The organism is Nonomuraea sp. SYSU D8015 (assembly GCF_008065375.1).
Lineage (GTDB): Bacteria > Actinomycetota > Actinomycetes > Streptosporangiales > Streptosporangiaceae > Nonomuraea.
On the sequence record NZ_VJYI01000001.1, the window covers coordinates 753,161 to 778,116 of the forward strand.

The window sequence follows — 24,956 nt, forward strand, 5'->3', positions numbered from 1 at the left end:
GGACTACCAGGCTGATCAGAGACGCTGACATGCTCAAGGACGAGTACGAAGAGCTGCGGAAAACGGTCCGGGCGTTCGCCCACGATGTGGTCGCGCCCGTGATCGGCGACTACTACGAGCGCGAGGAGTTCCCGTACGACATCGTGCGGCAGATGGGCGCGATGGGCCTGTTCGGCCTGCCGTTCCCGGAGGAGTACGGCGGGATGGGCGGCGACTACTTCGCCCTCTGCCTGGCGCTGGAGGAGCTGGCCCGCGTCGACTCCAGCGTGTCGATCACCCTGGAGGCCGCGGTGTCGCTGGGCGCGATGCCGATCTACCGGTTCGGGACCGAGGAGCAGAAGGCGCACTGGCTGCCCCGGCTCACCTCCGGCGCCGAGCTGGGCGCATTCGGCCTGACCGAGCCCGGCGGCGGGACGGACGTGCCGGGCGGCATGCGGACCACGGCCGTGCTCGACGGCGCCGAATGGGTGATCAACGGCACGAAGGCGTTCATCACGAACTCCGGCACTGACATCACCGCCGTCGTCGGCGTGGCCGCCCTCACCGGCGAGCGCGAGATCTCCACGATCCTCGTGCCCAGTGGCACCCCCGGCTTCACGGTGTCCAAGAAGTACTCCAAGGTCGGGTGGAACGCTTCAGACACCCGCGAGCTGTCCTTCACCGACTGCCGCGTGCCCGCCGCGAATCTCCTCGGCGAGCGCGGCCGCGGCTACGCGCAGTTCCTCCAGACGCTGGACGAGGGCCGCGTCGCGATCGCCGCCGTCAGCGTGGGCCTGGCCCAGGGCTGCGTGGACGAATGCCTGAAGTACGTCAGGGACCGGCGGGCCTTCGGCCATCCGATCGGCCACTACCAGGCCATCCAGTTCAAGATCGCGGACATGGAGGCGCGGGCGCACACCGCCCGCCTGGCCTACTACCACGCGGCCGAGCGCATGCTCGCCGGGATGCCGTTCAAGAAGGAGGCCGCGATCGCCAAGCTGGTCGCCTCCAACGCCGCCATGGACAACGCACGGGACGCCACGCAGGTGTTCGGCGGGTACGGCTTCATGAACGAGTTCCCCGTCGGCCGCTTCTACCGCGACGCCAAGATCCTGGAGATCGGCGAGGGCACGAGCGAGGTCCAGCGCATGCTCATCGCCCGCCAGCTGGGCCTGGGGGAATTGTGAACGGTGTTTGCGCAGCGCAGGTCGCACGATCTAGTGTCATTGCTCATGACGGCTGACGATCTTCTCATCAGGAGGGCGGAGAAGGCGGACGCGGACGAGGTGTTCGCGTTGGCGCGCGACTTCGGTCTGACGTTCCGGCCCGAGCGCCAGGCCTTCGACGCCGCCCTGCCCGAGCTGCTGGCGAACGACGACGCCCTGCTGCTCGCGGCCGTCATGGAGGGGCGGGTCCGTGGCTATCTGCTGGGGTTCGTCCATTTGACGCTGTTCGCCAACGGGCCCGTCGCCTGGGTCGAGGAGGCCATGGTCCAGTCGGGGGCGCGGCGGCAGGGGATCGGGCGGGCGCTGCTGGAGGAGTTCGAACGGTGGGCCCGCACGCGAGAGGCGGGCTACGTGGCCATGGCGACCCGGCGAGCGCCCGAGTTCTACCACGCGCTCGGCTACGAGGCCTCGGCCACCTTCTTCCGCAAGGTCCTGCGCTAGCCTCCTCCCCGGTTCTCCAAGGCCCTGTGCGAGCTTCTTTCCGCACATGCCGCTCGTTCGTGCCTTCATCAGAATGAGCGACGTCGCGCCCGGCGGCCTGCCCGTCCTCAAGCCGCCCCATCCATCCGGCCACCGGCGCTCCGGCCGGCGTCCGGCGGCGGTCCGCCCGGCCTCCTGCGGCCGGCTCTCCGTCGGCCTGTCCGTGCGCTGAAAATCAGCGGCGCCCGCCGGGAGGCCCGCCCTCTGGCGACAGCAGCGCCGACCCGTGCCAGGCGGGGGATAGGGCGTGCGGCGTGGCGCAGGGGGGTGGGCGGCGCTTGGCGCAGGCTGCATGGCGCAGGGGTGTGTGGCGCGTGGCGCTTTCGGGGCCGCGCGGGAGCACGGACCCCGGGGAGCCGGCACCGGCCGGAGTTTCTTGTCGCCTGCGGATGGCATCCTTGCGTACGTGAGTATCCACGCCGTCAGCCCCCGGTTCGTCGGGCGCGCCCGCGAGCTCGCCGTGCTCGGCGACGCGCTGACCAGGGCGCGTGCCGGGATGCCGTCCACCGTGCTCGTCGGCGGCGAGGCCGGGGTGGGCAAGACGCGGCTGGTCGGCGAGTTCGCCGATCGGGCCGACGACGCCAGGGTGCTCGTCGGAGGCTGTCTGGAGCTGGGCACGGAGGGCCTGCCGTTCGCGCCCTTCACCGCCGTGCTGCGCGCGCTCGTGCGCGAGCCGGGCCGCGACAGGGTGGCGGCGCTCGTGCCCGGGGGTGCGACCCGCGGCCTGGCGCGGCTGCTGCCCGAGTTCGGCGAGCCGGGCAAGGACGGCCCTGAGGCCAGGGCGCGGCTGTTCGAGCTCGTGCTCGGGCTGCTGGAGCGGCTGGCCGAAGAGTGCCCGGTCGTGCTGGTGGTCGAGGACGCCCACTGGGCCGACCGGTCCACCCGCGACCTGCTGTCCTTCCTGGTCCGTTACCAGCGCACCGCGGGGCGGCTGCTGATCGTGGTGACCTACCGCACCGACGAGCTGCACCGCACCCACCCGCTGCGGCCGATGCTGGCCGAGCTGGGCCGGGTGGAGTGGGTGGTCAGGGCCGACCTGCGCAGGCTCACCCGCAAGGAGGCCGTCGCCCAGGCGACCGGCATCCTGGAGCGGGAGCCGTCCCCCGCCGACATGGACCTGATCTACGCCCGCAGCGAGGGAAACCCGCTGTTCGTCGAGGCGCTGCTCAGCGAGGGCGGCGGCGGTGACGCGCTGCCCGAGTCGCTGCGCGACCTGCTGCTCGCCAGTGTCGAGCGGCTCCCCGACGAGACGCAGGAGCTGTTGCGGGTGGCCAGCGCGGGCGGGCAGCGCATCGAGCACGACCTGCTCTCCGCCGTGGCCGGGCTCGACGAGGCCGCGCTCTCCCGCGCGCTGCGGCCCGCCGTGGCGGGCAACGTGCTGGTCGTCGACGGCGAGGGCTACAGCTTCAGACACGCGCTCATCCGCGAAGCCCTCCACGACGACCTGCTGCCCGGCGAGCACACCCGCCTGCACACCCGCTACGCCGAGGCCCTGGAGCGCGACCTGTCGATCCTGCCGGCCCCGCGCGGCGCGATCGAGCTGGCCCACCACTGGCACTCGGCTCACGACTCCACCTGGGCGCTGGTCAGCGCATGGCACGCGGCCGCCGCGGCACGCAAGTCCACCGCGTACGACGAGCAGCTCGGGATGTTGTCCAGGGTCCTGGAGCTGTGGGACCAGGTGCCCGACGCCGCCGAGCGCATCGGCTGCGACCGGCTCGACGTGCTCAAGCAGATCGCCACGGTCGCCCACCTAGCCGGCGAGTACGAACGCAGCATCGCCCTGGCAGGCGCCGCCCTCGCCGAGCTCGATCACGAGGCCGACCCGATCAGGACCGCCGTGGTGCTGCGTCAGCGAGGCCTCACCCGCTACGACCTCGGCCGCCTCGGCCACGTCGACGACCTGCGCCGCGCCGCCGAGCTGGTGCCCGCCGAGCCGCCCAGCAAACTGCGCGGGCAGGTGCTCGAGAGTTTGTCGCGCATGCTCCACGGGGCGGACGACTGGCCGGAGAAGATCGCCACCGCCCAGCAAGCCAGGGAGATCGGCCGCCAGGTGGGCGACGCCAACGTCGAGGCCCACGCGTTGATCAACTTGACCTGGGCGCGCTTCGGCTACGCGGAGGTCGAAGCCCAGCTGGAGGCGTTCGCCGAGGCGCGCCGCATCGCCGCCGCCAGTGATGCGTACAACGCGCTGATGCGCTGCGCGATCTCCGAGTCCGACGCGCTGGAGGGCGCGGGGTGGCACGAGCGGGCCGCGCAGGTGGCCCGCGACGGCATCGAAAACGCCGCCCACTACGGCCTGGCCCGCACGTCCGGCACGTTCCTGGCGATCAACCTGGCCGAGCCGCTGGTGTCGCTGGGCCGGTGGGACGAGGCACTGGAGGTGATCGAGCACGCGCTCGACCTCGCGCCGCCCCCGCCCTACCGGGCCAGCCTGCAGGGGTTCGCCACGGACATCGCGCTCGCGCGGGGGCAGCTCGACCGGGCCGAGCAACTGCTGGCGTCCTCGCGTCACGTGCTCACGCGGGGTTCGTTCCGTGATCAGACCGTGCTGCCGCATCTGTGCAGGGAAGTGAAACTGCTGCACGCGCGGGGGCAGGTGGAGGAGGCGGTGCGGACGGCGGCCCGTGCCCTGGAGGAACGCGACCTGCTATCGACCCCGCGCTACGCCTGGCCGGTGCTGCTCACCTTCGCCGGCCTCCTGACCGCCGTCGTGCCCGCCGGGCTGCGACTCGGACCCGCCGCCGACACGTCCGGCCGGCTCGCCGGCACGTCCGGGCACCCTTCCGGCACGTCCGGCCATCCTGCCGGCTCGGCTGGCCAGCTCCCCGGCTCGGTGGGCCGGCCTCCCGGATCAGCCGGCCAGCCTCCCGGCGCACTCGCCCGGCTCGGCCTCTCCCTGTTGCCGCAGCTTCGGGCGCTGGGGCAGGAGCTCGGGGTCGAGGGCGATCTGCAGCAGGCGCAGCGGCTCACGTTCGCCGCGCTGATGGGGCCGGAGGCGGCGATCGACGATGCTGCCACGCTGGTCGCGTACCAGGTCAAGGCGTGGGATCTGGCGACAGAGGCGTGGGTGGGGCTGCGGCAGCCGTACGCGGAGGCCACGAGCCTGGTGGGCGGGGCGCAGGCGGCGCTGACGGCCGGTGACCGGCAGGGGGCGGCTGTGCGGTTGGGACGGGCGCGGGAGCTCGCCGGACGGCTCGGCGCCACGCCGCTGCTGGAGCAGCTCGACGTCTTCGGGCGGCGGGCCCGGATCGGCGGGTCCGAGGATGCCGGGGACGGGCAGTCGCTGGGGTTGACGGCTCGGGAGCTGGAGGTGCTGCGCGAGGTCACCAATGGGCGGAGCAACCGGGAGATCGCCGAGGCGCTGTTCATCTCGGTGAAGACGGTGAGCGTGCACGTGTCGAACATCCTGGCCAAGCTCGGCGCCGCCACCCGAGGCGAAGCCGCCGCGATGGCCCACCGCCTCCGCCTGTTCGACGACACCCTGTAATACACCCGCCGCCGTCACTTACTGCGGCGCCAAGTCGGGCGTCGTCCGCCCCGGCCCTCATGCCGCTTGTCGCTGGTCGCCGAACCGTCGGTCTGGGCTCGGCTACGGCGCTGGGCCGGCTACGGCGCTGGGCCGGCTACGGCGCTGGGCCGGCTACGGCGCTGGACTGGCTACGGCGCTGGACTGGCTACGGCGCTGGACTGGCTACGGCGCTGGACTGGCCGCGGCGCTGAGCCTCGTCACGGCACTGAGCCTCCTCACGGTGCTGGGACTCGTCACGGTACTGGGGCTCGTCACGGTGGTGAGACCCGCCACGAGGCCGGCTCTCACCACGGCCGCCGAGTACGTGTCCTGCGCGGGCTTCGCGCCTGGGCCGCGGCGATGTCCCGCATAGGCCTCGGGGCTCGTCCAGCGCCGACTCATTCGCCAGCGCCGTCGCGACCTGGCCGCTGCCGCTTCCTGGGCGGCGTCGGGTTCGCTCACCGCGGCCGCCGGCTGGTCTTCGGCTTGACCGGTGTCGGACTGCGTCGACGGGCTGGCGTCGTCGTCGGCCGTGTGACGTGGCAGCGGCCCCAGGAGTGCTTCGGCGCCGGGCTTGTTCGCCGGGGTCAGGCGGTGAGCTGGGCCTCGAGGCGGTAGCCGTCCACCGTGACGTACACCTGGTCGCCCGGCCGGGCATTCAGGCGCATCAGCACCGGCTGGAGGGAGTCGAAGACGGGCTGGTGGCCCTGCCAGACCAGGACGATGGCGTTGTCGCCCGGGCCCGTGACCGACAGCAGCGTGCCGGGCCGCATGCCGAGCTGGGCCGCGTACCCCTCCGGCACCGGCACCGGACCCCCGCGCAGGTGCTCGGGGGTGACCTCGATGCGCTGCCAGCGGCGCGGGTCCGAGGACGGGCTCGGCAATGGCGGGGGCGGCGTGGCCGGGGTGCCTGCCACGGGCAGCATGCCCGAGCGGCCGCCGGACAGCGCCGACAGCGTCGCCAGCGCGGCCGACGGGTCGATCGAGCTGGTCGCCACGGGCGGGATGGGCTGGCCGCCCCGGTGATGGTGGCCGTTGGCCCCCGGCGTGCGGCGGGGCAGCGGCTGGGACGGCGACGGAGCCGAGCTCACCGGATCGGAGGCGGTCTCGGGAGGCAGCGCGTCGAGCCACGCCTGGGCCGAATGGGCGCGGATGCCCAGCTCGGCCATGAGCTCCACGACGTCGGCGTCGGGCGGGCTCGCCGCCAGGAGCTGCCTCGTACGGGCCTGCAGACGGTGGAGGTCGCCCACCACCAGCCAGCCGTCCTGGAGCCTGCGGTCGGGCATGAGCGTCACCAGCACCCGCCACAGCGGCGTACGCAGCGAGGGGACCGTCACGGGGTGGGCCGGGTCGGCGCCGATGAGCTGGTCCTCCGTGGCGGCCGCGCCGAGCCACTCGGTCAGGCGGAACATGTGCCCGGTGACCGGGGCGGACTCCGACGAGCGGAGCCACTGCAGCACGCGTTCCTCGGCGGTGCGCTGCGCCTGGGACAGGGCCTCCTTCTCGACCAGCATCTTGTGCGCGAGCGTACGCAGGCTGACCGGGTCCTCAGCGAAGAGCCGGTGCACGGCCACGGACAATTCGAGCTTGTTGAGGCTGCGGAACAGATTGTCCACGACGCGGACCATGGCGTGGTCGGTGTCGGACGGCACGGGGCCGGACCCTGACGGGTACGCGGGCGTTCCCGTGCTGCTCGTGGAGCCGTTCGCGCCGGGGAGGGCGGGGATGGCCGGGATCGACCCGGTGCTCGGGCCGCCAGGGAGAGGTCCGCCCGGGGTCGAGCCGCCGGGGAGCGGAGCGCCGAGGGCCGGACCGCTTGGCAAGGAGCCGGTGTCGGGGCGTCCTGGCTGCGGGTCCGCCGGGCGCTGTGGGAGGCGTCCGGCCTGGCCGGGGGCGGGACGCTGGGGGAGGCCCTCGCCCGCGAAACCCTGCCGCGGGCCGTCACCCGACGGCTGCGCGGAGAACGGACCGCTCTGCGCGGGCGACGGCCCGGCCTGGCGGTGGGGTCCGCTGTCTCCGCCCGGCGCCGGGAGCGGCCCCGTCTGCCGCTGCGGGCCGCTCTCCGGTTGCCCCGCGAACGGCCCGGGCAGGCGCTGCGTGGCGCCGTCCGCCGGTTGCGCGGGGAACGAGCCGGTCGCGCGCTGGGAGCCGCTGTCCGGCGATGGCTGTGCGGGGAACGAGCCCGTCTGGCGCTGGGAGCCGGCGTCCGCGGCCTGAGCGGGGAACGCCCCGGTCTGACGCTGTGGCTGGTCGGGGAAGGAGCCGGTCTGGCGGTGCGGCCCGCTGTCACCCTGCGCGGGCGCGCCGAACGGGCCGGTTTGCCGCTGCTGGCCGGCGCCCTCCGCCGGCGCGCCGGAGGGACCTTCGCCATGGGACGCGGCAGCCTGCGGACCGCTCTGTGCGCCGGCCGGAGGACCGCTCTGCCCGACAGGCAGCGGACCACCCGGCGTGGCGGACGGTGAGCCGCTCGGCGTGGCGGGCGACGGACCGCTCGGGGCGGTGGCCGGCGGGCCGCTCTGGGCGGCGGCCATAAGGCCGTTCTGTGCGGCGAAGGAGCCGGTCTGGGGCGGCGCGGTCGCGGGCTGGACGGGGAACGGACCGGTGCCCCTCGCCTCGTCCGGCGAGGCGGCGGGGACCGTGCCGCGCTGCAGGGGGCGCGTCACCTCAGGGTGATCCGCCTGCGGGGCCTCGCGCTGGGCCGGGATGCGGCTGAGGATCTCGCGGAAGACGGACCCCATCACCACTTCGGGCGTGGCCGACGGCGTGCTGAGATCGCTGGGGGACAGGCGGCGCAGCCGCTGCCAGCCGCCGAGCCCGGTGACCGCGATACGGGTGGCCTCCGGCCAGCCGGGCAGCGCCGGATCCGTGTGGTGGACCGTCAGCGCGGGAAGCAGATCGGCCAGGGGCAGGTGATCCCAGCGGGAGGAGGCCAGCCGGGCCAGGCGTTCGCAGACCCAGTCGAGACCGGCCATGCCGAGTGCCTTCGACAGCGGGAGCGAGGACCACCACCCCGCGGGCAGGCGCGGATCGCCCAGCGCCTCGGCCACCTGCTGCGGTCGGCTCCAGCGCAGAGCAGGGACTAGGTCGCTCAGGCAGATCGATGACTCGACTTCCATCGGCGGACCTTATCCTCCCCAGTGAGCCGCGTGGTGCTGCCCGTAACGCATGTGGCTAATGGTGCAGCCTACGCGGCAAGCTATCAATCAGTGTGAATAGGGTAAAGACGGTTCAGATCCAAACCGTACCGTGGACGGCCGCCCACCTGGGCCACACATTCAGCACCTGTACGGCAACCTGCCCCCAGAGCGGCGTCGACGCGGGCACCCTGCAAGCTTGCTGTGAGAAACCCGGCCGCGAACGCGTCACCTGCTCCGGTCGAGTCTAGAACGTCGGCGGGCACGCCCGCAGCCCGGGCCACGACCGCTCCGTCCACCGCGGCCAGCGCGCCTGTGGCGCCCAGTTTCACGACCGATGTGCCATATCTCTCACTCAGCAGTTCGGCGGCGCGCTCCGCCGTCGTGGCGCCGCTGAGCAGGAGGGCCTCGTCGAGGTTCGGGATGACGAGGTCGGCGGGGGCGCTCTCGCGGATGAAACGTTCAACGCCGAAGTCGCGCAGCGGCCCGGTGGAGGCGGGGTCGACGCTGATCGCCACGCCCGCGGCCGCCGCGTCCGCCATCGCGGCCCGGGCCAGACGCAGGCCGGATTCGGCGAACAGCACGTACCCGGACAGGTGGAGCCGGCTCACGCCGTCCAGCAGCGCGGGGTCCCAGTCGTCCTCCGAGATCAGGCCGCCCGCACCGCGGTTGGTGAGCATCGAACGTTCGCCGCTCTTGTCCACCATCGCGATCACGACCGCCGTGGGGTGGTCGTGATCCACCGTCACGTGCGGGCGTACTCCTGCCTTGACCAGTTCGGCGGTGTGCCAGTCGCTGCTGTCGTAACCGAGTCTGGCCAGCAGGCGGGCGTCGGCGCCGAGGTGGGCGGCCCAGGCGGCGGTGTTCGCGCCGGAGCCGCCGGGACGCAGCACGATGTCGGCGGCCGTGTCGGTGCCCGACATGACCGGCGAACCATGCAATGCCACCACATCGGTGACCACGTCACCGATGACCAGGAGGCCGCGGTCGGTCACGAGCGGGCCCACCGCAGGGCGATCTGGGCCGCCAGGGCGGTGTTGCCGCGGACGGCGGCCAGGTTCGCCTCCAGGGAGGCGCCGCCGGTGCCGTCGACCAGGTAGCCCAGCAGGAACGGGGTGATCGCCTGTCCCTTGACGCCCTCGCGCTCCGCGGCGGCCAGCGCCTCGGCCAGCACGCGGTCGTGCAGCTCGGGGTCGAGCTGCCGGTCCTCGGGCACCGGGTTGGCGACGATCAACGCGGTCTCCTGGCCGCCGAGCGCGTCCTGGCCGCGCATGATGTCCGCCGCCTCGCCGGGCGACTCGATCCGCCAGTCGATCGGCTGGCCGGAGGAGTGCAGGTAGAAGCCGGGGAAGGTGTCGGTACGGTAGCCGACCACGCTCACGCCCCTGGTCTCCAGGCGCTGCAGCGTCGCCGGCACGTCCAGGATCGACTTCACGCCCGCGCACACCACCGTGATGCGGGTACGGGCGAGCGTGTCCAGGTCGGCGGACTCGTCCTGGTCCTCGGTCCAGCCCCGGTGCACGCCGCCGAGCCCACCGGTCGCGAAGATGCGGATCCCGGCGCGGGCGGCCAGGAACGACGTGGCCGACACGGTGGTCGCGCCGCTGGCCTTGAGCGCCGCCGCCACGGGCAGGTCGCGCTGGCCGAGCTTGCGCAGCCCCGACTCGGTCGCGATGCGCTCCAGCTCCACCTCGTTCAGGCCGATCCTCGGCACGCCGTCCAGCACGGCGATCGTGGCCGGCACGGCTCCGGCGGCCCGTACGACCTCCTCCAGCTCCCGCGCCACCTCCAGGTTGCGCGGCTGCGGCAGCCCGTGGGAGATGATCGTGGACTCCAGCGCCACGACCGGCGCGCCACTGGCCAGGGCCTCGGCTACCTCGTCGGACGGCTGGAGGATCGAGTCGGCGGTGCTGCGCATGGCGGGTTTCGTACTCCTTGAGTGGTCCTGGGCCCCGTTTCGGGGGAACGGCGAATTTTACGGCATTTGTTCCATTACGGGCGCCCAGCGACGGCCAGCTATTCGATGATCACACGAGGAATGCCGCACCGGCCAGTGAGACGGCGGCGATGAGGCCCGTGGCGATGCCGCCGAGCAGCACGGCCCTGCCGCCCTTGACCAGGTTCCGCACGTCGATGCCGGTTCCCAGGCCGAACATGGCGGCCGCCGTCAGCGCCCCCGTCACGTGCGGCACCGCGTCGGTGAGGGCCGATGGGACCCATCCGGTGCTGCGCAACGCCACCATGGCCAGGAACGCCGCCACGAACATCGGCACGACCGCCGGCCTCTTGCCCCGGACACCATCGGGCAAGTGGCCGTGAAGAGGGGCGGTGGGGCGGCTCCGCGCAGGGCTGGTTGCGCTCGTGGGGCTGCCGTGGGGAGGGGCGGCATGCATCGGGAGTCGGCGGTGGCGGTGGGACACCAGGGCGACCATGGGGGCGAGCAGGACGACGCGGGCTAGCTTGACCGTCACGGCGCCCGCCAGGACACCGGAGGCGGCGCCGATCGCGGCCACCTGGGCGACCTCGTGCACGGCGGCACCGGCCCACACGGTGAGCTGGGTGGGCGACAGGCCCAGGAGGGACGCCAGGACGGGCATCAGCACGACGGCGGCGGTGCCGTACAGGACGACGACGCTGAGCGCGTTCGCCGCGTCGTCGTCATCGCACGTGGGCGCGGCCTCCCGCATCGCGGCGACGGCCGCCGCGCCGCAGATGGACACCCCTGTGGCGACCAGCAGCGACGTGCCGGGGGTGAGGCCGAGCGCGCGGCCGATCCGCGGCGTCACCGCGAACGTGACGCCGGTCGCCACGGCCACGACGGCCAGGGTCTGCCAGCCCAGGGCCAGCACCTCCGGCACCGCGATCTGCAGGCCGAGCAGGGCGATCGCCACCCGCAGCACCCGCCTGGAGACGAACGCCAGCCCGGGCGCGAGCCGTCCGGGGATCCCGGCGAGGTTGGCCAGCGCCGCGCCGCAGACCACCGCTATCACGGCGGGGCTGAGCGCCGGAAGGAATTGGTTGACGATCAGTGCCCCCACGGTCGCCACCGCCGCCACCGCCACCCCGGGGCCGGATGTGCCAAGGCCGGGCACTCCATCACGAGGCCTCTCGCCTCTGGACCTCGCCGTGGGCGGCGCTGAGGCGGCTCCCGGCGACGTGCGCGCTGAAGTGGCCGGCGTGTGCGTGGTGCGCGGGGCAACTAGGGATGTGACATGTGGCGTCACGGCGGGTGGGCGGTCGCCTGTGGGCATGATCTCAGTGTTCTGAGCGCGGGGAGCGGCCGGTAGACGCGCGTTGCCTTGGAGGTCATACCCTGTGGCTATGAGTGGGCTGCCGGACCTGGATTCCCTGAAGCTCCTGGTGGACGTGGGCGAGCTCGGCAGCCTCGGCCAGGCGGCGCGGGCGGCCGGGATCGCGCAACCGTCGGCGAGCAAGCGCGTCGTCCAGCTCGAACGCCGCCTCGGCCTCCCCCTGGTCGAGCGCACGCCCAGGGGCTCCACGCTCACCGCAGAGGGCAGGATGGTGGCGGGCTGGGCGGTCCAGGTGCTGGCCGCCGCCGAGGAGCTCATGCGGGCCGTCCAGGCGGTACGCCGCGGCGAGGCGGCCCATCTGCGCGTGGCGGCGAGCATGACGGTGGCCGAGTACCTGGTTCCGAGGTGGCTCGGCGAGCTGCAGCATCGTGAGCCCGAGGTCCAGGTCGGGCTGGACGTGGTCAACTCCGCGGACGTCGCGGCCCGGGTGCTGGCCGAGGAGGTGGAGCTGGGGTTCGTGGAGGGGCCGAGCGTGCCGGAGGGGCTGGGCAGCCGCGTCGTGGGGACCGACCGGCTGGTGGTCGTGGTGGCCCCGGACCACCCGTGGGCACGGCGGCGCACCCCGCTGAGGGGAGCGGAGCTGGCCGCGACGCCGCTCGTGGTGCGCGAGCCGGGGTCGGGCACCCGGGAGACGCTGGAGGTGGCGTTCAAGGACCTGCGCCTGCACCGGGCCGGCCCACGGCTGGAGCTGGGGTCGAACTCCGCGGTCAAGGGCGCGGCGCAGGCGGGGGCGGCGCCGGCGGTGCTCAGTGCGTACGCGGTGGAGGCCGAGGTGGCCACCGGCCGGCTGGTGGAGGTGCCCTTGGTGGGCCTCGACCTCGTCAGGGACCTGTGCGCGGTGTGGCGGCGCGGACGCCCCCTCACCGGCCCGGCCACCACCCTGCTCGCCATCGCCTCCCCGCCGTGACCTCACGGGCAACGCGCACCTTCACCGCCTTCCACGACCAGACCCGCCTGCGCAAACGCCCGGCCCGCCGTGACCACGGCGACCTTCGGCGGTGTGCGTCACCCGTCTTCCACGACCAGACCGCCGCCTACCCAGAGGGCGGGTCCGCCGTGACCGTGGTGGCCTTTGGCGGTGTGCGTCACCCGTCTTCCACGACCAGACCGCCGCCTACCCAGAGGGCGGGTCCGCCGTGACCGTGGTGGCCTTTGGCGGTGTGCGTCACCCGTCTTCCACGACCAGACCGCCGCCTACCCAGAGGGCGGGTCCGCCGTGACCGCGGTGACCATTGACTGTGGGCGTGGTTTGGGTCGTAAAGTGCGGGGATGGTGTCGTATGACGTGGTTGTCGCCGGGGGCGGGCACAACGGGCTGGTCGCGGCCGCGTACCTCGCCCTGGCCGGTCGGCGGGTGCTCGTTCTGGAACGGTTCGACCACGTGGGCGGCCTGGCGATCTCGGCGCGGCCCTTCCCCGGTGTCGACGTGCGGCTGTCGCGCTACTCCTACCTCGTCAGCCTCCTGCCCGCCAGGATCGTCCGCGACCTGAACCTCGACTTGGAGCTGCGCCGCCGCCGCTACGCCTCCTACACCCCCAAGGGCGACACCGGGCTGCTCGTCGACAACGAGGACGCGGCACCGACGAAGGCCTCGTTCATGGCCGTCACCGGCGGCGAGGCCGATCACAAGGCGTGGCAGGACTTCTACGGCATGACCGCGCGGGTGGCGCGGACCTTGGCACCCACGCTGCTCGAACCCCTCCGCACGCCCGCCGAGATCGAGCGCCTGGTCGGCGCGGAGGCCTGGCGCGACCTGTTCCAGCGGCCCATCGGCGAGACCGTGGACGAGCGGTTCGGCGACGACACCGTACGCGGCGTCGTGCTCACCGACGCGCTGATCGGCACGTTCGCCGACCCCGCCGCCGACCTCCTGGCCAACCGCTGCTTCCTCTATCACGTGATCGGCGATGGCACCGGCGAGTGGAACGTGCCGGTGGGCGGCATGGGAGCGGTGTCCGGCGCGCTGGAGGCGGCGGCCCGGCGGGCGGGCGCCGAGATCAGGACCGGGGCGGAGATCATCGGGATCTCGCCGTCCGGGGAGGTCGCGTTCACGGACGAGGCAGGCGAGCACGCGGTGAACGCCGGGCACGTGCTGGTCAACCTGTCTCCGGCCGTCCTCGACCGGCTGCTCGGCAGATCGGCGACCGTTCCGGAAGGGGCGCAACTGAAGGTCAACATGGTGCTCGCCAGGCTGCCCAGGCTCAAGGACCCGGCCGTGGACCCGCGGGCGGCCTTCAGTGGGACGTTCCACATCAACGAGGGACGCGATCAGCTCGCCAGGGCGTACGCCCAGGCGGCCGCGGGGGAGATCCCGGAACTGCCGCCGGCCGAGGTCTACTGCCACTCACTGACCGACCCGTCGATCCTCGGGCCGGATCTCCAGGGCAGGGCCGAGACGATGACGCTGTTCGGCCTGCACATGCCCGCCCGACTTTTCCGGAAAAATCCGGAGAAAGCCCGCGAGGATGCCCTCCGCGCGACCTTCGCCTCCCTCAACGCCGTCCTCGCCGAGCCCCTCGAGGACTGCCTGCTCCAGGCCCCGGACGGCACCCCGTGCGTGGAGGTCAAGACCCCCGTGGACCTGGAGACGGACGCGGGCCTGCCCGGCGGCCACATCTTCCACACCGACCTGAGCTGGCCGTACGCCGACGACGACCGTGGCGGCGGCGGATGGGGCGTGGAGACCGAACACGAACGCATCCTCATGTGCGGCGCCGGCGCCCGCAGGGGCGGCGGCGTGAGCGGGATCGGCGGGCACAACGCCGCGATGGCCCTCCTGGTGTGACCTTGTATGATTGCGTCATCCTCGGGCTCAAAGTCCGACCCGTCACCTAGTGATCCTCATAAAACGCGCATAATCTCATTCATCGCGTTTTCATGATTCCCCCTTAGCGTTTGACCCATGAGTGAGCCCGCACGGTTGCTGGTAGTGGACGACGAGCCCGCGTTGCGCGAGGCGTTGCAGTCGAGCCTGGAGTTCGAAGGCTACAAGATCGTCACGGCCAACGACGGACAAGCGGCGCTGGACGAGCTGGCCTGCGAGTCCTACGACGCCGTGCTGCTCGACGTCATGATGCCGCGGCTCGACGGGCTGACCGCGTGCCGCCGGCTGCGGTCGTCAGGCAACCACATCCCGGTCCTCATGCTGACGGCCCGCGACGCCGTCGGCGACCGCGTGTCCGGGCTGGACGCCGGGGCCGACGACTACCTCGTCAAGCCGTTCGAGCTGGACGAGTTGCTGGCCCGGGTGCGGGCACTGCTGCGGCGCGGCGCGCTCAACGCGGGCACCCCCGAGGGCGAGGAGACGCTGTCGTTCGGCGACCTCCGCATGGACCTGACGACCAGGGAGGTGACGCGGGGCGACCGCAGGCTCGACCTCACCAGGACCGAATACCTGCTGATGGAGCTGTTCCTGGCGCATCCGCGCCAGGTGCTGACCCGGGACCAGATCCTGAGCGAGGTGTGGGGCTTCGACTTCGAGCCGACGTCCAACTCGCTCGACGTGTACGTGATGTACCTGCGGCGGAAGACCGAGGCAGGCGGAGAATCCCGAGTGATCCACACGGTGCGCGGGGTCGGTTACGTGCTCCGGAACACGCCGTGATCTGGAGCAGCCTGCGCACCCGCCTCACGCTGCTCGTCACGGTCGCCGTCGCGCTGGCGGTCGCCGTCAGCGCGGGCGCGTGCTTCATGATCGTCCGGCATCAGGTGTACGAGCAGGCGGACCGGCAGCTCGGTCCAGGGCCGGGCAAGGACCCGCGTGGGTGGTTTCACTACCTTGAGCAGAAATGCAGGCCCGACCCGGTGGTCGAGCCGCACTTCGGACCGATCCACTCGACCCAGATCATCTACGCTGACGGCAGCCCTCCCTGCTACGACGGACCGGCCCTGGTGGTCACCGACGAGGATCGGCAGGTGGCCGCCGGTACGTGGAAGGATTCCAAGCATTGTCACAACGGCGTCACCGTGGACGGCACGCAGGTGCGGATCCGCACCGAGCAGGTTGCTCCCGGCGTGGCCGTGATGGACGCGATGCCGCTCCGTGAAATCCGGGGCACCCTGCAGATCGTGGCGTTGATGCTCGGGGGCGTGGCGGCGCTCGGGATCCTGGTCGCGGCGACCGCCGGCCTGCTCATCGCCCGCGCGGCGCTGAGACCGGTGGGCCGGCTCACCAGGGCCGTCGAGCACATCGCGCAGACCGAGGACCTCGACACCCGGATCCCCGTGAAGGGCAACGACGAGATCGCCCGCCTGTCCTCCTCCTTCAACGCCATGACCACCGCCCTCGCCGGCTCCCGGGAACGCCAGAAACAGCTCGTCGCCGACGCGGGACACGAGCTGCGCACGCCGCTCACCACCCTGCGCACCAACATCGACCTGCTGCTGCGCAGCGAGCAGACCGGCCGCAGCCTCGATCCCGAGGCCAAGCGGCGGCTGCTGGTCAACGTGAAGGCGCAGTTCGCCGAGCTGTCCACGCTGGTGGCGGACCTGCTCCAGCTGGCCAGGGGCGACACCGAGCACGAGCCGCACGTCGAGCTGGCCTTCCACGAGGTGGTGACGGCGGCCGTGGAGCGCGCCAGGCTGCGCGGCGCCGAGGTCGTCACCGACCTCACCCCGTGGTACGTCGTCGGCGGCGCCGCCTCGCTGGAACGCGCCGTGCTCAACCTCATCGACAACGCCGCCAAGTTCAGCCCTGACAGCCAGGTCGAGGTGTCGCTGTCCGGTGGCCGGCTGACCGTCCGCGACCACGGTCCCGGGCTGCCCGAGGAAGAGCTGCCGCACGTCTTCGACCGGTTCTGGCGCTCGCCGTCCGCGCGTGGCCTGCCCGGATCCGGGCTCGGCCTGGCGATCGTGGCCCAGGCCGTGGCCGAGGCCGGCGGGAAGGTGAGCCTGGCGAACGCGCCAGGCGGCGGGGCGATCGCGACGATGGAGCTCCCCGGGAGCCCCATGCGTACCGACACGGTGGAGCTCCCCGGAGCCCCTATGCGCACGGAAACGCTGGGGTCCCTTCGGAACTCTCATCCGTAACTCAGACTCGAATAAGTCCCGTTAAAGACCGAAACCATGTGCTAGGCGCATGGAGACAACAGCAATACGGACGCGCCTGGTCGAGGTGGTCGTTCCGGTCTACAACGAGCAGCGCGCACTCCGCCCCAGCATCACCCGGCTGCACGCCTACCTCACCGGGAACTTCCCGTACGGCTTCCGGATCACGATCGCCGACAACGCCAGCACCGACAACACCTGGCAGATCGCCACGGAGCTGGCGGAGGAGCTCCCGCACGTGCGGGTCGTGCACCTCGAGGAGAAGGGACGCGGGCGGGCTCTGCGCCGGGCCTGGTCGGAGAGCGACGCCGACGTCGTCAGCTACATGGACGTGGACCTGTCCACCGACCTGGACGCGTTCCTGCCGCTGGTGGCGCCACTGCTGTCCGGCCACAGCGACCTGGCCATCGGCACCCGCCTGGCCAGGGCGGCGCGGGTCGAGCGGGGTCCGAAGCGCGAGTTCATCTCCCGCTCGTACAACCTGCTGCTCCGCTCGGTCATGGGCGCCCGGTTCTCGGACGCGCAGTGCGGTTTCAAGGCCGTCCGCACCGAGATCGCCCAGGCGCTGCTGCCGGGCGTCGAGGACGAGGAGTGGTTCTTCGACACCGAGCTGCTGCTGCTCGCCGAGCGGCACGGGCTGCGCATCCACGAGGTGCCGGTGGACTGGGTGGACGATCCGGACAGCCGGGTCGACATCCTCCGGACCGCGCTCGACGACCTGCGCGGCCTGGCCAGGGTGGCACGCAAGGCGCTGTCCGGGGCCGCGCGCATCCCGGTGCCCGCGCGGGTGCAGCGGGCCGAACTTCCGAAGGGCATGGCCAGGCAGCTGCCCAGGTTCGCGATCGTCGGGGTGGTCAGCACGCTGGCGTACCTGGCGCTGTACTCCCTGTTGCGCCAGGTGGTCCCGCCGCTGGCGGCCAACGCGGTCGCGCTGCTGGTCACGGCCGTGGCCAACACCGCCGCGAACCGGCGCTTCACCTTCGGCGTCACCGGCTCGGCCGGGGCGATGCGGCACCAGCTGGAGGGGCTGATCGCGTTCCTCGTGGGGCTGGCGCTCACCTCCGGTAGCCTGTCGCTGCTGCCCGCGGGGGTCTCCCACGGCGTGGAGCTCATCGCCGTCATCGTCGCGAACGCCGCCGCCACGCTCGTCCGCTTCCTCCTCCTGCGTGTGTGGGTCTTCAACCCGAAGCGGAGGACCGTACGATGACCACGACCACGACCACGACCGCGACGCGGCCCGCGCACCGGGCCGCCACGAGCCGCGCCCTGCCCGCCCGCGTGTTCCTGGGCGCCGAGGAGGATCCCCGCTGGTCGCACCCCGCGCTGTGGGCGGTGCTCGCTATCGCGTTCGTCCTCTACGCGTGGGGGCTCAGCGGCAACGCCAACTCCTACTACGCCGCCGCCGTCGTCTCGGGCACCCAGAGCTGGAAGGCGTTCTTCTTCGGCGCCCTCGACGCCGGGTCCTTCATCACCGTCGACAAGCCGCCGCTCGCCCTGTGGGTCATGGGGCTGTCGGCGCGGATCTTCGGCTACAGCACGTGGAGCATGCTGATCCCACAGGCCCTGGCCGGCGTGGCCGCCGTCGGGCTGGTCCACTCCGCCGTGCGCCGGGCGTTCTCCGAGGTACGGGCGGGACACGCGGCCGCCCTGGTCGCGGCCGTCGTCATGACGCTCACGCCGATCACCGTGGCGATCAACCGGGACAACAACCCCGACACGATCCTCGTGCTGCTGCTGGTGCTGGCGGGGTGGTTCTGCCTGGAGTCGCTGCGGACGGGGCGGCTGCGGTCGCTGCTGCTCGCCGCGATGTTCGTGGGGCTGGCGTTCAACACCAAGATGCTGCAGGCGTACCTGGTGGTGCCCGCGTTCGCGCTGACCTACCTGGCGTGCGCCCGGATCTCCTGGCTCAAGCGGGTGGGGCACCTGCTGGCGGCGGGTGCGGTGCTGGTGGCGTCCAGCGCCTGGTGGATGGTCATCGTGGACCTGTGGCCGGCGGACTCGCGGCCCTACATCGGCGGCTCGACCGACAACTCCGTCTGGGACCTGGTGGTCGGCTACAACGGCCTCGGCCGGATCTTCGGGCGGGGCGGGGCCGGCGGGGGTGGCGGTGGCGCCAACTTCGGCGGCGAGTCCGGGGCCGGGCGGCTGTTCAACGACGTCATGGCCGGGCAGATCTCCTGGCTGCTGCCGTTCTGCGCGGCGGCGCTGGCGTTCGCGGTCGTCATGCGGCTGCGCCGGCTCGGCGACGGGCCGTCGGGGGCGGCGTGGCTGGTGTGGGGCGGCTGGCTCGCCGTCCACTACGTGGTGTTCAGCTTCTCCAGCGGCGGCTTCCACCCGTACTACACGACTGCCATGGCGCCCGCGGTGGCCGCGCTGAGCGGGATGGGCGTGGTGGTCATGTGGCAGGCGTACCGGCGGTCGCGGGCCTGGGGGTGGGTGCTGCCGCTGGCGGTGGCCGTGACCGGCGCCTGGTCCTTCGTGGTGCTGCGCCGCACGCCCGACTGGGCGCCGTGGCTGGCCTGGGTCGTGCTCGGGGCGACCCTGGTGGCCGTGGCGGTGCTGGCACTGGCCCGGGCGCGGGCGCAGGTCACGGCCAAGGTGGCGGCGATCGCGATGGCGGCCGCGGTGGTCGCGGGGCTGGCGGGGCCCGCCGCGTACGCGGTCACGCCGCTGCAGTCCCAGATCAACGGCGGCAACCCGACGGCCGGGCCGTCGGCGGGCGGCATGGGCGGGTTCGGGCGGCCCGGAGGCATGCCCGGAGGCGGGTTGCCCGGCCGCGCGACCGGGCAGGAACGGCCGTCCGGGCTCATGCGCGGCGGCTTCGGCGGCGGGGTGAGCGACTCCCTGGCCACGTACCTCGTCGCGAACCAGGGCTCGGCCACCTGGCTGGTCGCGGTGAGCAGCGCCCAGCAGGCGTCGTCGCTGATCCTGTCCACCGGCAAGCCGGTGCTCGCCATGGGCGGCTTCACGGGCAGCGATCCCGCCATGACCGTGGAACGGCTCCAGGTGCTCGTGGCGTCGGGGCAGCTCCGGTACGTCCTCGTGGGCGGGAACGGCGGTGGTCCTGGGCGGGGGAATGCTGAGGTGACGAGCTGGGTGCAGGAGAATTGCACGGTGGTGGACGGTCAGGACGGTCTCTACGACTGCACCACGTAATTCCGAAAAGGGGCGCCGCGATTGTCGGCGCCCCAAATTTTTTTGGCCACGATATAGGTGGATAAGTCCGATTTTAGTAACACGATATTCCCTCTGACCTGGGGAAACTTCTTTCGGATCCAGTGCGAGGCGGCGCTTGGAGGGGTATTTTCGAGGCGACCAAGAAACGAGGAAGACCGGAGATACCTACGATCCCCGGTCCCCTCACCCCCCAAGGTAAGGGAGAACACCGTGGGCTTCAAGGAGATCTGCTGCGGGCTCGGCACGGCGCTGGACAACGAGTTCATCCGGGTCCGGGCAGACCAGGCCGAGCTCGCACAGGACCTCACTGAGCGGATCAATGGAGTGGCCAACCACGTCAAGGTCCTCGACGGGAAGGTCACCACGCTCGATGAGCGGGTCACCAGGGTCGAAGACAAAGTCGACAGGCTCGCAGCGAAGATGGACGCGAAGTTCGAGCAGGTGGATGCTCGGTTCGAGCAGATCGACGCCCGCTTCGAGCAGGTCGACGCCCGCTTCGAGCAGGTCGACGCCCGCTTCGAGCAGATCGACGCCCGCTTCGAGCAGGTCGACGCTCGGTTCGACAGGCTGGAGACCAAGGTCACCGGCATCCAGAGCAGCCAGACGGAGATGATGAGCATCCTCATCGCCATCCAGCGCAAGCTCGAAATCGACAAGCCGGAGGCCGACAAGGCCAGCGCCAACTAGCCCCACCCCATGCCGAAGAGCGGGCCCGTACACGTCACGGGCCCGCTCTTCTCATGAGCGTTTCGGTCTTGACAACGATGTCAGGCCCATTCTTGATGGTGCTATGGCCGCACCTCTGCTCGACGCCCGCGGGATCGTGAAGAGCTACGGCCAGGTCGAGGCGCTGCGCGGGGCGGATTTCGCGGTGTCGCCCGGCGAGGTGGTCGCGTTGATCGGCGACAACGGCGCGGGCAAGTCCACGCTGGCGAAGATCCTGTCGGGGGTCGAGCGGCCGGACGCGGGGACGATCGAGATCGACGGCGAGCCCGTGGCGTTCGGCTCGGTCGAGGAGGCCAGGGCCGCCGGGATCGAGACGGTCTACCAGGATCTCGCGCTCTGCGCCGACCTCACCCCCGCCGCCAACTTCTTCCTCGGCAGGGAGCGCCTCAAGCCCGGCCCCCTCGGCCTGCTGGGCGTGCTCGACAACGCCGCCATGCGGCGCGAGACCCGGGAGGCGTGTGAGCGGCTCGGCGTGCGGCTCGCCTCCCAGAACGCGCCGGTGTCCACGCTGTCGGGCGGGCAGCGGCAGGGCGTCGCTGTGGCACGGGCCGTGACGTGGGCGCGGCGCGTGCTGTTCATGGACGAGCCGACCGCCGCGCTCGGCGTCGTGCAGACGCGGCGGGTGCTCGACCTGATCCGAACCGTGCGGGACTCGGGCGTGTCGGTCGTGCTGATCAGCCACAACATGCAGGACGTGAAGGCGGTGTCCGACCGGGTCGAAGTGCTGCGGCTGGGGCGCCGGGTGGCCCGCTTCGACACCGCGCACGTCTCGATGGAGGAACTGGTCGGCGCCATGACGGGCGCGTTCGAGTGGGAGAACGGCGGATGAAGGCGCTGCGGCTGGGTGAGCGGCAGGTCGTGTGGATCGGGCTGGTGCTGGTCGCGTTGCTCGTGGCCTTCTCCGTGCTGGCGCCCCGTACGTTCCCGACCTCGTTCAATCTGCTCAACCTGGTCAGCGACGCCGCGATCCTGCTGCTCCTGGCCACCGGCATGACATTCGTGATCATCACGGCGGGCATCGATCTCTCGGTCGGCGGGGTGCTGGTGTTCTCCGCGGTGGTGGCGGCCGAGGTCATGGAGGCCACGGGGTCGCTCGCGCTGGGCGCCCTGGCGGCCGTCGTCACGGGGCTGGCGTGGGGCGTGCTCAACGGGGTTCTCGTCGCGCTCGGCCGCATCCCCGCGCTGATCGTGACGCTGGGCACGCTCGGCATGTCGCTCGGTGGCGCGCTGCTGCTCACCGGCGGCGTCGACCTGCGTGCCCCGGCGGAGCTCAACCTGGGGCTCGGGCTGGCCCGGTGGTTGGGCGTGCCGCTGATCGTGTGGATCTGCGCCGCCGTGACCGCCGTGCTCGCGTTCACGCTGGCCCGCACCCGCTTCGGCCGTCACACGTACGCGATCGGCTCCAACGCCGAGGCCGCCCGCCGCGGCGGCGTGGCCGTGCGCAAGCACCTCATCAAGGTGTACGGCCTGGCCGGACTGCTGGCGGGGCTGGCCGGGCACCTGTCGCTGGCCAAATACGGCATCACCGGCGTCTCCGCGCACTCCACCGACAACCTCCAGGCCATCGCGGCCGTGGTGATCGGCGGCACGTCCCTGTTCGGCGGGATCGGGACGGTGGCCGGCACGGTCATCGGCGTGTTCATCCCCGTCGTGCTGCAGAACGGCTTCCAGATCCTTGGCGTCCGCCCGTTCTGGCAGCAAGTGGTGGTGGGGGCGGTGCTCATCGCCGCCGTGTACGCGGACCAGTGGAGGCGCAGAACCCGGGACCGATAGGAGACACACCATGCGCAAGGCCATGGCCGCTCTCGGAGCGCTGCTGCTGATCGCCGCCTGCGGCGGTCAGGGCGGGGACGCCGGAGGCGGCGACCAGATCCGGGTCACGCTCGTGCAGGGCCTGGCCGGGGAGGAGTTCTACGAGACCATGGCCTGCGGGGCGAAGGCCAAGGCCCAGGAACTGGGCGTGACGCTGGACGTGCAGGGGCCGCAGAAGTTCGACCCGACGCTCCAGACCCCGATCGTCAACTCCGTCGTCGCGAGCGCTCCTGACGCGATGCTCATCGCGCCGACCGACGTCAAGGCGATGATCGCGCCGCTGACCCAGGCGAAGCAGCAGAACATCAAGATCATCCTGGTGGACACGGTGGTGGAGGACCAGAGCATCGGACTGTCCAGGATCAGCACCGACAACCTCAAGGGCGGCGCCGCGGCGGCCAAGGCGCTGTCGGAGCAGATCGGCGGCAAGGGCAAGGCGCTGGTGATCTCCACCGACCCGGGCGTGAGCACCGTGGACGCGCGCATCAAGGGCTTCGAGGAGGAGATCAAGGCCAGCCACCCGGGGATCGACTATCTGGGGGTGCAGTACTCGCACAACGACGTGAGCGAGGCGTCCAAGATCGTCAACGCGGCGCTGGCCAAGGACCCGGATCTGGCGGGTGTGTTCGCCACGAACCTCAACTCGGCCACCGGCGCGGGGTCGGCGCTGCAGCAGGCCGGGAAGCTGGGCGAGGTCAAGATGGTCGGCTTCGACGCGGGGCCGGCGCAGGTCAAGCAGCTCAAGGACGGCGTCGTGCAGGCGCTGATCGCGCAATTGCCCGGCGACATCGGGGCCAAGGGCATTGAGCAGGCGGTCGCGGCGGTCAAGGGGCAGCCTGTCACGCCGTCGATCCCGACCGACGCCACGATCGTCACCGCGCAGAACGTGGACCGGCCGGAGGTGCAGAAGATCCTCTACAAGGCAGGCTGCTGAGCTACGGCTGTCGCGGGCGGCCTTCGGCCGGTTACACAGCGCCTCGGCCTCGCCGGACGCCCCCTCCGGCGGCCGGGTGGCCGAGTGGTTAGGTCGCCGGGCCGGCTGTTGATCGGGCTTGCGCGGACGGCGCAAGGCATGGTCCTCCGGCGGTCAGGTGCCCGGCGGGTGTCCGCGTGGCCGGACCCACCAGGCGTCGGGCGCGCGCGGCCGTCGGGAAAGGAGAGGCGTCGCTGGAGGGCGGTTGCTCGGAGGGCGGTCGCCCGGCTCGGTGGGGCGGTGCGGTGACCCGGACGCCTGGCGCCAAGATGGCCGGGTGAGGCCATGCGAGGGCGGGCGGTGGCGATGAGTGGTAGCCGGGGCGGCGCGGCCGGTGGCAGACGGCCGGTGAAAGTCAGGCAGGGAGGGCGGCCAGGAGGAAGGCGAGGCGGGCGGCGGCGGACTCGACGTCCTCCGTCGTGCCCAGCCGGTAGCCCCACGACGTGACGAACGCGCCCTCCTCCGAGCACGTCACGGTCTCCGCGAGGGTGGCCGAGAAGCGATTGCGGACCGATACGTACGCCGGGTCGCTGGCCAGGGCCAGGCTCTGGACGGACAGGTCGGCGTGACGACCCGCGTGCCAGGCGAAGCGCTCGAGGCTGAGCGCGGTATCAAGCATCATGCGTCACCTCCGCAACGTCTCGCGACAGAATTGCACGATCTTGGGCCAGGAGGCAAGCAATTGCTGCGGTTAATGTGGTTTTTGTCTCCGGTAAGCGTGAAGAATGCGGATCATGACTTCCCGTCCGCCCTCGTCAAACTCCGCCACTTTCGCATAGTCGTCGAACGCCTGGACGTAGAAGGCGATGTCATCGGGATCGCGCAGGACGAGGTCCTTCGTCATTGTGGCCACGCCCACCATGGCCTCGTTGTAGATCCAGAACCCGTTGATCGGTGCGGAGGGCAGCTCCGTGCCGAACGGGATCACGCCGAACTCGACGTTGGGCAGCGTGCTCACGGCCAGCAGCCGGTCGAGCTGACCGCGCATGACGTCGGCCGGGGCCAGCATGGTGTGCAACGCCGTCTCCGGCACCACGAACCTGAACGTCCGGCTGCGGTCGTACAGGATCTCCTGGCGCTGCATCCGCACCCGCACCGCCGCATCGATCTGGTCGGCGGCGCTGTAGAGGCGTTTGACCTTGCGGAAGACGTGCCTGGCGTATTCGGCGGTCTGCAGCAGGCCCATGACGATGCCCGGCTCGAACGCGCGGAACAGCTTCGTGCGGGCCTCGAGGTCCCGCATGTCCTCCTGTATGGCGGCGAGGCCACTGCGATAGCGCTGCTTCCAGCTGTCGTGCCGCTCCTGAAGGGCGAGGGCCTGACTGATCAGCTCGTCCGTCGTATCGGGCGCGGCGCCCACGGCCTGCGCCCACACGACCACGTCGTCCTCAGTGGGGGTCTGCCGGGCGTTCTCCAGCCGGGAGACCTTGGACGGCTGCCAGCGCACGCGCTCGGCCAGCTCTTTGCCCGACAAATGGGCGGCCTCGCGCAATTGGCGTAGCTGGCCGCCGAGGTCGATGCGCGCCTGCTGAAACGACGTCACGCCGCAAGAGGCTAGTCTCGCTTGCGTCGATCATGCCAG

Annotated in this window: 20 protein-coding genes; 14 read left to right on the top strand and 6 right to left on the bottom strand. The window is 71.9% G+C overall.

Translation table 11 applies throughout. The features are described 5' to 3' along the window. Positions 1–29: 29 nt before the first annotated feature. From ID574_RS05630 to ID574_RS62245, 4 genes are all read left to right on the top strand, one after another. A complete protein-coding gene (locus ID574_RS05630) occupies positions 30–1,166 on the top strand; it encodes an acyl-CoA dehydrogenase family protein (protein ID WP_188188305.1) in 1,137 nt (378 codons plus the stop codon). 45 nt (positions 1,167–1,211) lie between these two features. Continuing rightward, positions 1,212–1,646, top strand: coding sequence for a GNAT family N-acetyltransferase (locus tag ID574_RS05635; protein ID WP_188187651.1), 435 nt, complete (start codon positions 1,212–1,214; stop codon positions 1,644–1,646). Between the two features lie 73 nt (positions 1,647–1,719). Next, the gene (locus tag ID574_RS05640) at positions 1,720–1,857 is read left to right on the top strand and encodes a hypothetical protein (protein ID WP_188187652.1); all 138 of its coding nucleotides are present in this window, start codon (positions 1,720–1,722) and stop codon (positions 1,855–1,857) included. Between the two features lie 234 nt (positions 1,858–2,091). Further along, positions 2,092–5,175 carry a helix-turn-helix transcriptional regulator gene (locus tag ID574_RS62245; protein ID WP_188187653.1) on the top strand — a complete coding sequence of 1,028 codons (3,084 nt, stop codon included), beginning with the start codon at positions 2,092–2,094 and terminating at the stop codon, positions 5,173–5,175. Positions 5,176–5,783: 608 nt separating this feature from the next. Here ID574_RS62245 and ID574_RS05650 read toward each other — a convergent pair. The 4 genes from ID574_RS05650 to ID574_RS05665 form a co-directional block, all read right to left on the bottom strand. Then, positions 5,784–8,312 carry a hypothetical protein gene (locus tag ID574_RS05650; protein ID WP_188187654.1) on the bottom strand — a complete coding sequence of 843 codons (2,529 nt, stop codon included), beginning with the start codon at positions 8,310–8,312 and terminating at the stop codon, positions 5,784–5,786. An 83-nt stretch (positions 8,313–8,395) separates the two neighbouring features. After that, the gene (locus ID574_RS05655; RefSeq protein ID WP_188187655.1) at positions 8,396–9,325 is read right to left on the bottom strand and encodes a carbohydrate kinase family protein; all 930 of its coding nucleotides are present in this window, start codon (positions 9,323–9,325) and stop codon (positions 8,396–8,398) included. Then, complete coding sequence (locus ID574_RS05660) at positions 9,322–10,248, bottom strand: pseudouridine-5'-phosphate glycosidase (RefSeq protein WP_188187656.1); 927 nt, start codon at positions 10,246–10,248, stop codon at positions 9,322–9,324. The genes ID574_RS05655 and ID574_RS05660 overlap by 4 nt, the downstream gene beginning before the upstream one ends. Before the next feature lie 109 nt (positions 10,249–10,357). Then, complete coding sequence (locus tag ID574_RS05665; protein WP_188187657.1) at positions 10,358–11,422, bottom strand: YeiH family protein; 1,065 nt, start codon at positions 11,420–11,422, stop codon at positions 10,358–10,360. A gap of 229 nt (positions 11,423–11,651) precedes the next feature. On the opposite strand from ID574_RS05665, the gene ID574_RS05670 reads away from it, so the two are divergent. From ID574_RS05670 to ID574_RS05715, 10 genes are all read left to right on the top strand, one after another. After that, positions 11,652–12,548 carry a LysR substrate-binding domain-containing protein gene (locus ID574_RS05670; RefSeq protein ID WP_188187658.1) on the top strand — a complete coding sequence of 299 codons (897 nt, stop codon included), beginning with the start codon at positions 11,652–11,654 and terminating at the stop codon, positions 12,546–12,548. A gap of 362 nt (positions 12,549–12,910) precedes the next feature. Then, positions 12,911–14,425 (top strand): phytoene desaturase family protein, encoded by a 1,515-nt coding sequence (locus ID574_RS05675; RefSeq protein WP_188187659.1) that lies wholly within the window; start codon positions 12,911–12,913, stop codon positions 14,423–14,425. Between the two features lie 117 nt (positions 14,426–14,542). After that, positions 14,543–15,244 carry a response regulator transcription factor gene (locus ID574_RS05680; RefSeq protein ID WP_188187660.1) on the top strand — a complete coding sequence of 234 codons (702 nt, stop codon included), beginning with the start codon at positions 14,543–14,545 and terminating at the stop codon, positions 15,242–15,244. After that, positions 15,241–16,668: a sensor histidine kinase gene (locus ID574_RS05685; protein ID WP_223166382.1), complete on the top strand. Its 1,428-nt coding sequence runs from the start codon at positions 15,241–15,243 to the stop codon at positions 16,666–16,668. The genes ID574_RS05680 and ID574_RS05685 overlap by 4 nt, the downstream gene beginning before the upstream one ends. 49 nt (positions 16,669–16,717) lie before the next feature. Then, positions 16,718–17,893, top strand: a complete 1,176-nt coding sequence (locus tag ID574_RS05690; protein WP_188187661.1) for a bifunctional glycosyltransferase family 2/GtrA family protein — start codon at positions 16,718–16,720, stop codon at positions 17,891–17,893. Continuing rightward, positions 17,890–19,842, top strand: a complete 1,953-nt coding sequence (locus tag ID574_RS61475) for an ArnT family glycosyltransferase (RefSeq protein ID WP_188187662.1) — start codon at positions 17,890–17,892, stop codon at positions 19,840–19,842. The genes ID574_RS05690 and ID574_RS61475 overlap by 4 nt, the downstream gene beginning before the upstream one ends. Before the next feature lie 231 nt (positions 19,843–20,073). Next, positions 20,074–20,550, top strand: coding sequence for a coiled-coil domain-containing protein (locus ID574_RS05700; protein ID WP_188187663.1), 477 nt, complete (start codon positions 20,074–20,076; stop codon positions 20,548–20,550). Between the two features lie 103 nt (positions 20,551–20,653). Next, on the top strand, positions 20,654–21,418 hold the full coding sequence (locus ID574_RS05705; protein WP_188187664.1) for an ATP-binding cassette domain-containing protein: 765 nt from the start codon (positions 20,654–20,656) through the stop codon (positions 21,416–21,418). Next, positions 21,415–22,362 (top strand): ABC transporter permease, encoded by a 948-nt coding sequence (locus tag ID574_RS05710; protein ID WP_188187665.1) that lies wholly within the window; start codon positions 21,415–21,417, stop codon positions 22,360–22,362. The genes ID574_RS05705 and ID574_RS05710 overlap by 4 nt, the downstream gene beginning before the upstream one ends. Before the next feature lie 10 nt (positions 22,363–22,372). Beyond that, entirely contained in the window at positions 22,373–23,335 is a 963-nt protein-coding gene (locus ID574_RS05715) for an ABC transporter substrate-binding protein (RefSeq protein WP_188187666.1), read from the top strand. A 394-nt stretch (positions 23,336–23,729) separates the two neighbouring features. Here the strand turns inward: ID574_RS05715 and ID574_RS05720 are convergent, their stop codons facing one another. Both ID574_RS05720 and ID574_RS05725 read right to left on the bottom strand, forming a co-directional pair. Next, on the bottom strand, positions 23,730–23,996 hold the full coding sequence (locus ID574_RS05720) for a hypothetical protein (protein WP_188187667.1): 267 nt from the start codon (positions 23,994–23,996) through the stop codon (positions 23,730–23,732). Between the two features lie 69 nt (positions 23,997–24,065). After that, positions 24,066–24,917, bottom strand: coding sequence for a helix-turn-helix domain-containing protein (locus ID574_RS05725; RefSeq protein WP_188187668.1), 852 nt, complete (start codon positions 24,915–24,917; stop codon positions 24,066–24,068). Between the last annotated feature and the right edge of the window lie 39 nt (positions 24,918–24,956).

Excerpts from the sequence above, each read along its gene's own strand:
- ID574_RS05630 (WP_188188305.1), top strand. The coding sequence starts at position 30 with ATGCTCAAGGACGAGTACGAAGAGCTGCGGAAAACGGTCCGGGCGTTC.
- ID574_RS05635 (WP_188187651.1), top strand. The coding sequence starts at position 1,212 with ATGACGGCTGACGATCTTCTCATCAGGAGGGCGGAGAAGGCGGACGCG.
- ID574_RS05640 (WP_188187652.1), top strand. The coding sequence starts at position 1,720 with ATGAGCGACGTCGCGCCCGGCGGCCTGCCCGTCCTCAAGCCGCCCCAT.
- ID574_RS05650 (WP_188187654.1), bottom strand. The coding sequence starts at position 8,312 with ATGGAAGTCGAGTCATCGATCTGCCTGAGCGACCTAGTCCCTGCTCTG.
- ID574_RS05660 (WP_188187656.1), bottom strand. The coding sequence starts at position 10,248 with ATGCGCAGCACCGCCGACTCGATCCTCCAGCCGTCCGACGAGGTAGCC.
- ID574_RS05670 (WP_188187658.1), top strand. The coding sequence starts at position 11,652 with ATGAGTGGGCTGCCGGACCTGGATTCCCTGAAGCTCCTGGTGGACGTG.
- ID574_RS05675 (WP_188187659.1), top strand. The coding sequence starts at position 12,911 with ATGGTGTCGTATGACGTGGTTGTCGCCGGGGGCGGGCACAACGGGCTG.
- ID574_RS05680 (WP_188187660.1), top strand. The coding sequence starts at position 14,543 with ATGAGTGAGCCCGCACGGTTGCTGGTAGTGGACGACGAGCCCGCGTTG.
- ID574_RS05690 (WP_188187661.1), top strand. The coding sequence starts at position 16,718 with ATGGAGACAACAGCAATACGGACGCGCCTGGTCGAGGTGGTCGTTCCG.
- ID574_RS61475 (WP_188187662.1), top strand. The coding sequence starts at position 17,890 with ATGACCACGACCACGACCACGACCGCGACGCGGCCCGCGCACCGGGCC.
- ID574_RS05705 (WP_188187664.1), top strand. The coding sequence starts at position 20,654 with ATGGCCGCACCTCTGCTCGACGCCCGCGGGATCGTGAAGAGCTACGGC.
- ID574_RS05710 (WP_188187665.1), top strand. The coding sequence starts at position 21,415 with ATGAAGGCGCTGCGGCTGGGTGAGCGGCAGGTCGTGTGGATCGGGCTG.
- ID574_RS05715 (WP_188187666.1), top strand. The coding sequence starts at position 22,373 with ATGCGCAAGGCCATGGCCGCTCTCGGAGCGCTGCTGCTGATCGCCGCC.
- ID574_RS05720 (WP_188187667.1), bottom strand. The coding sequence starts at position 23,996 with ATGATGCTTGATACCGCGCTCAGCCTCGAGCGCTTCGCCTGGCACGCG.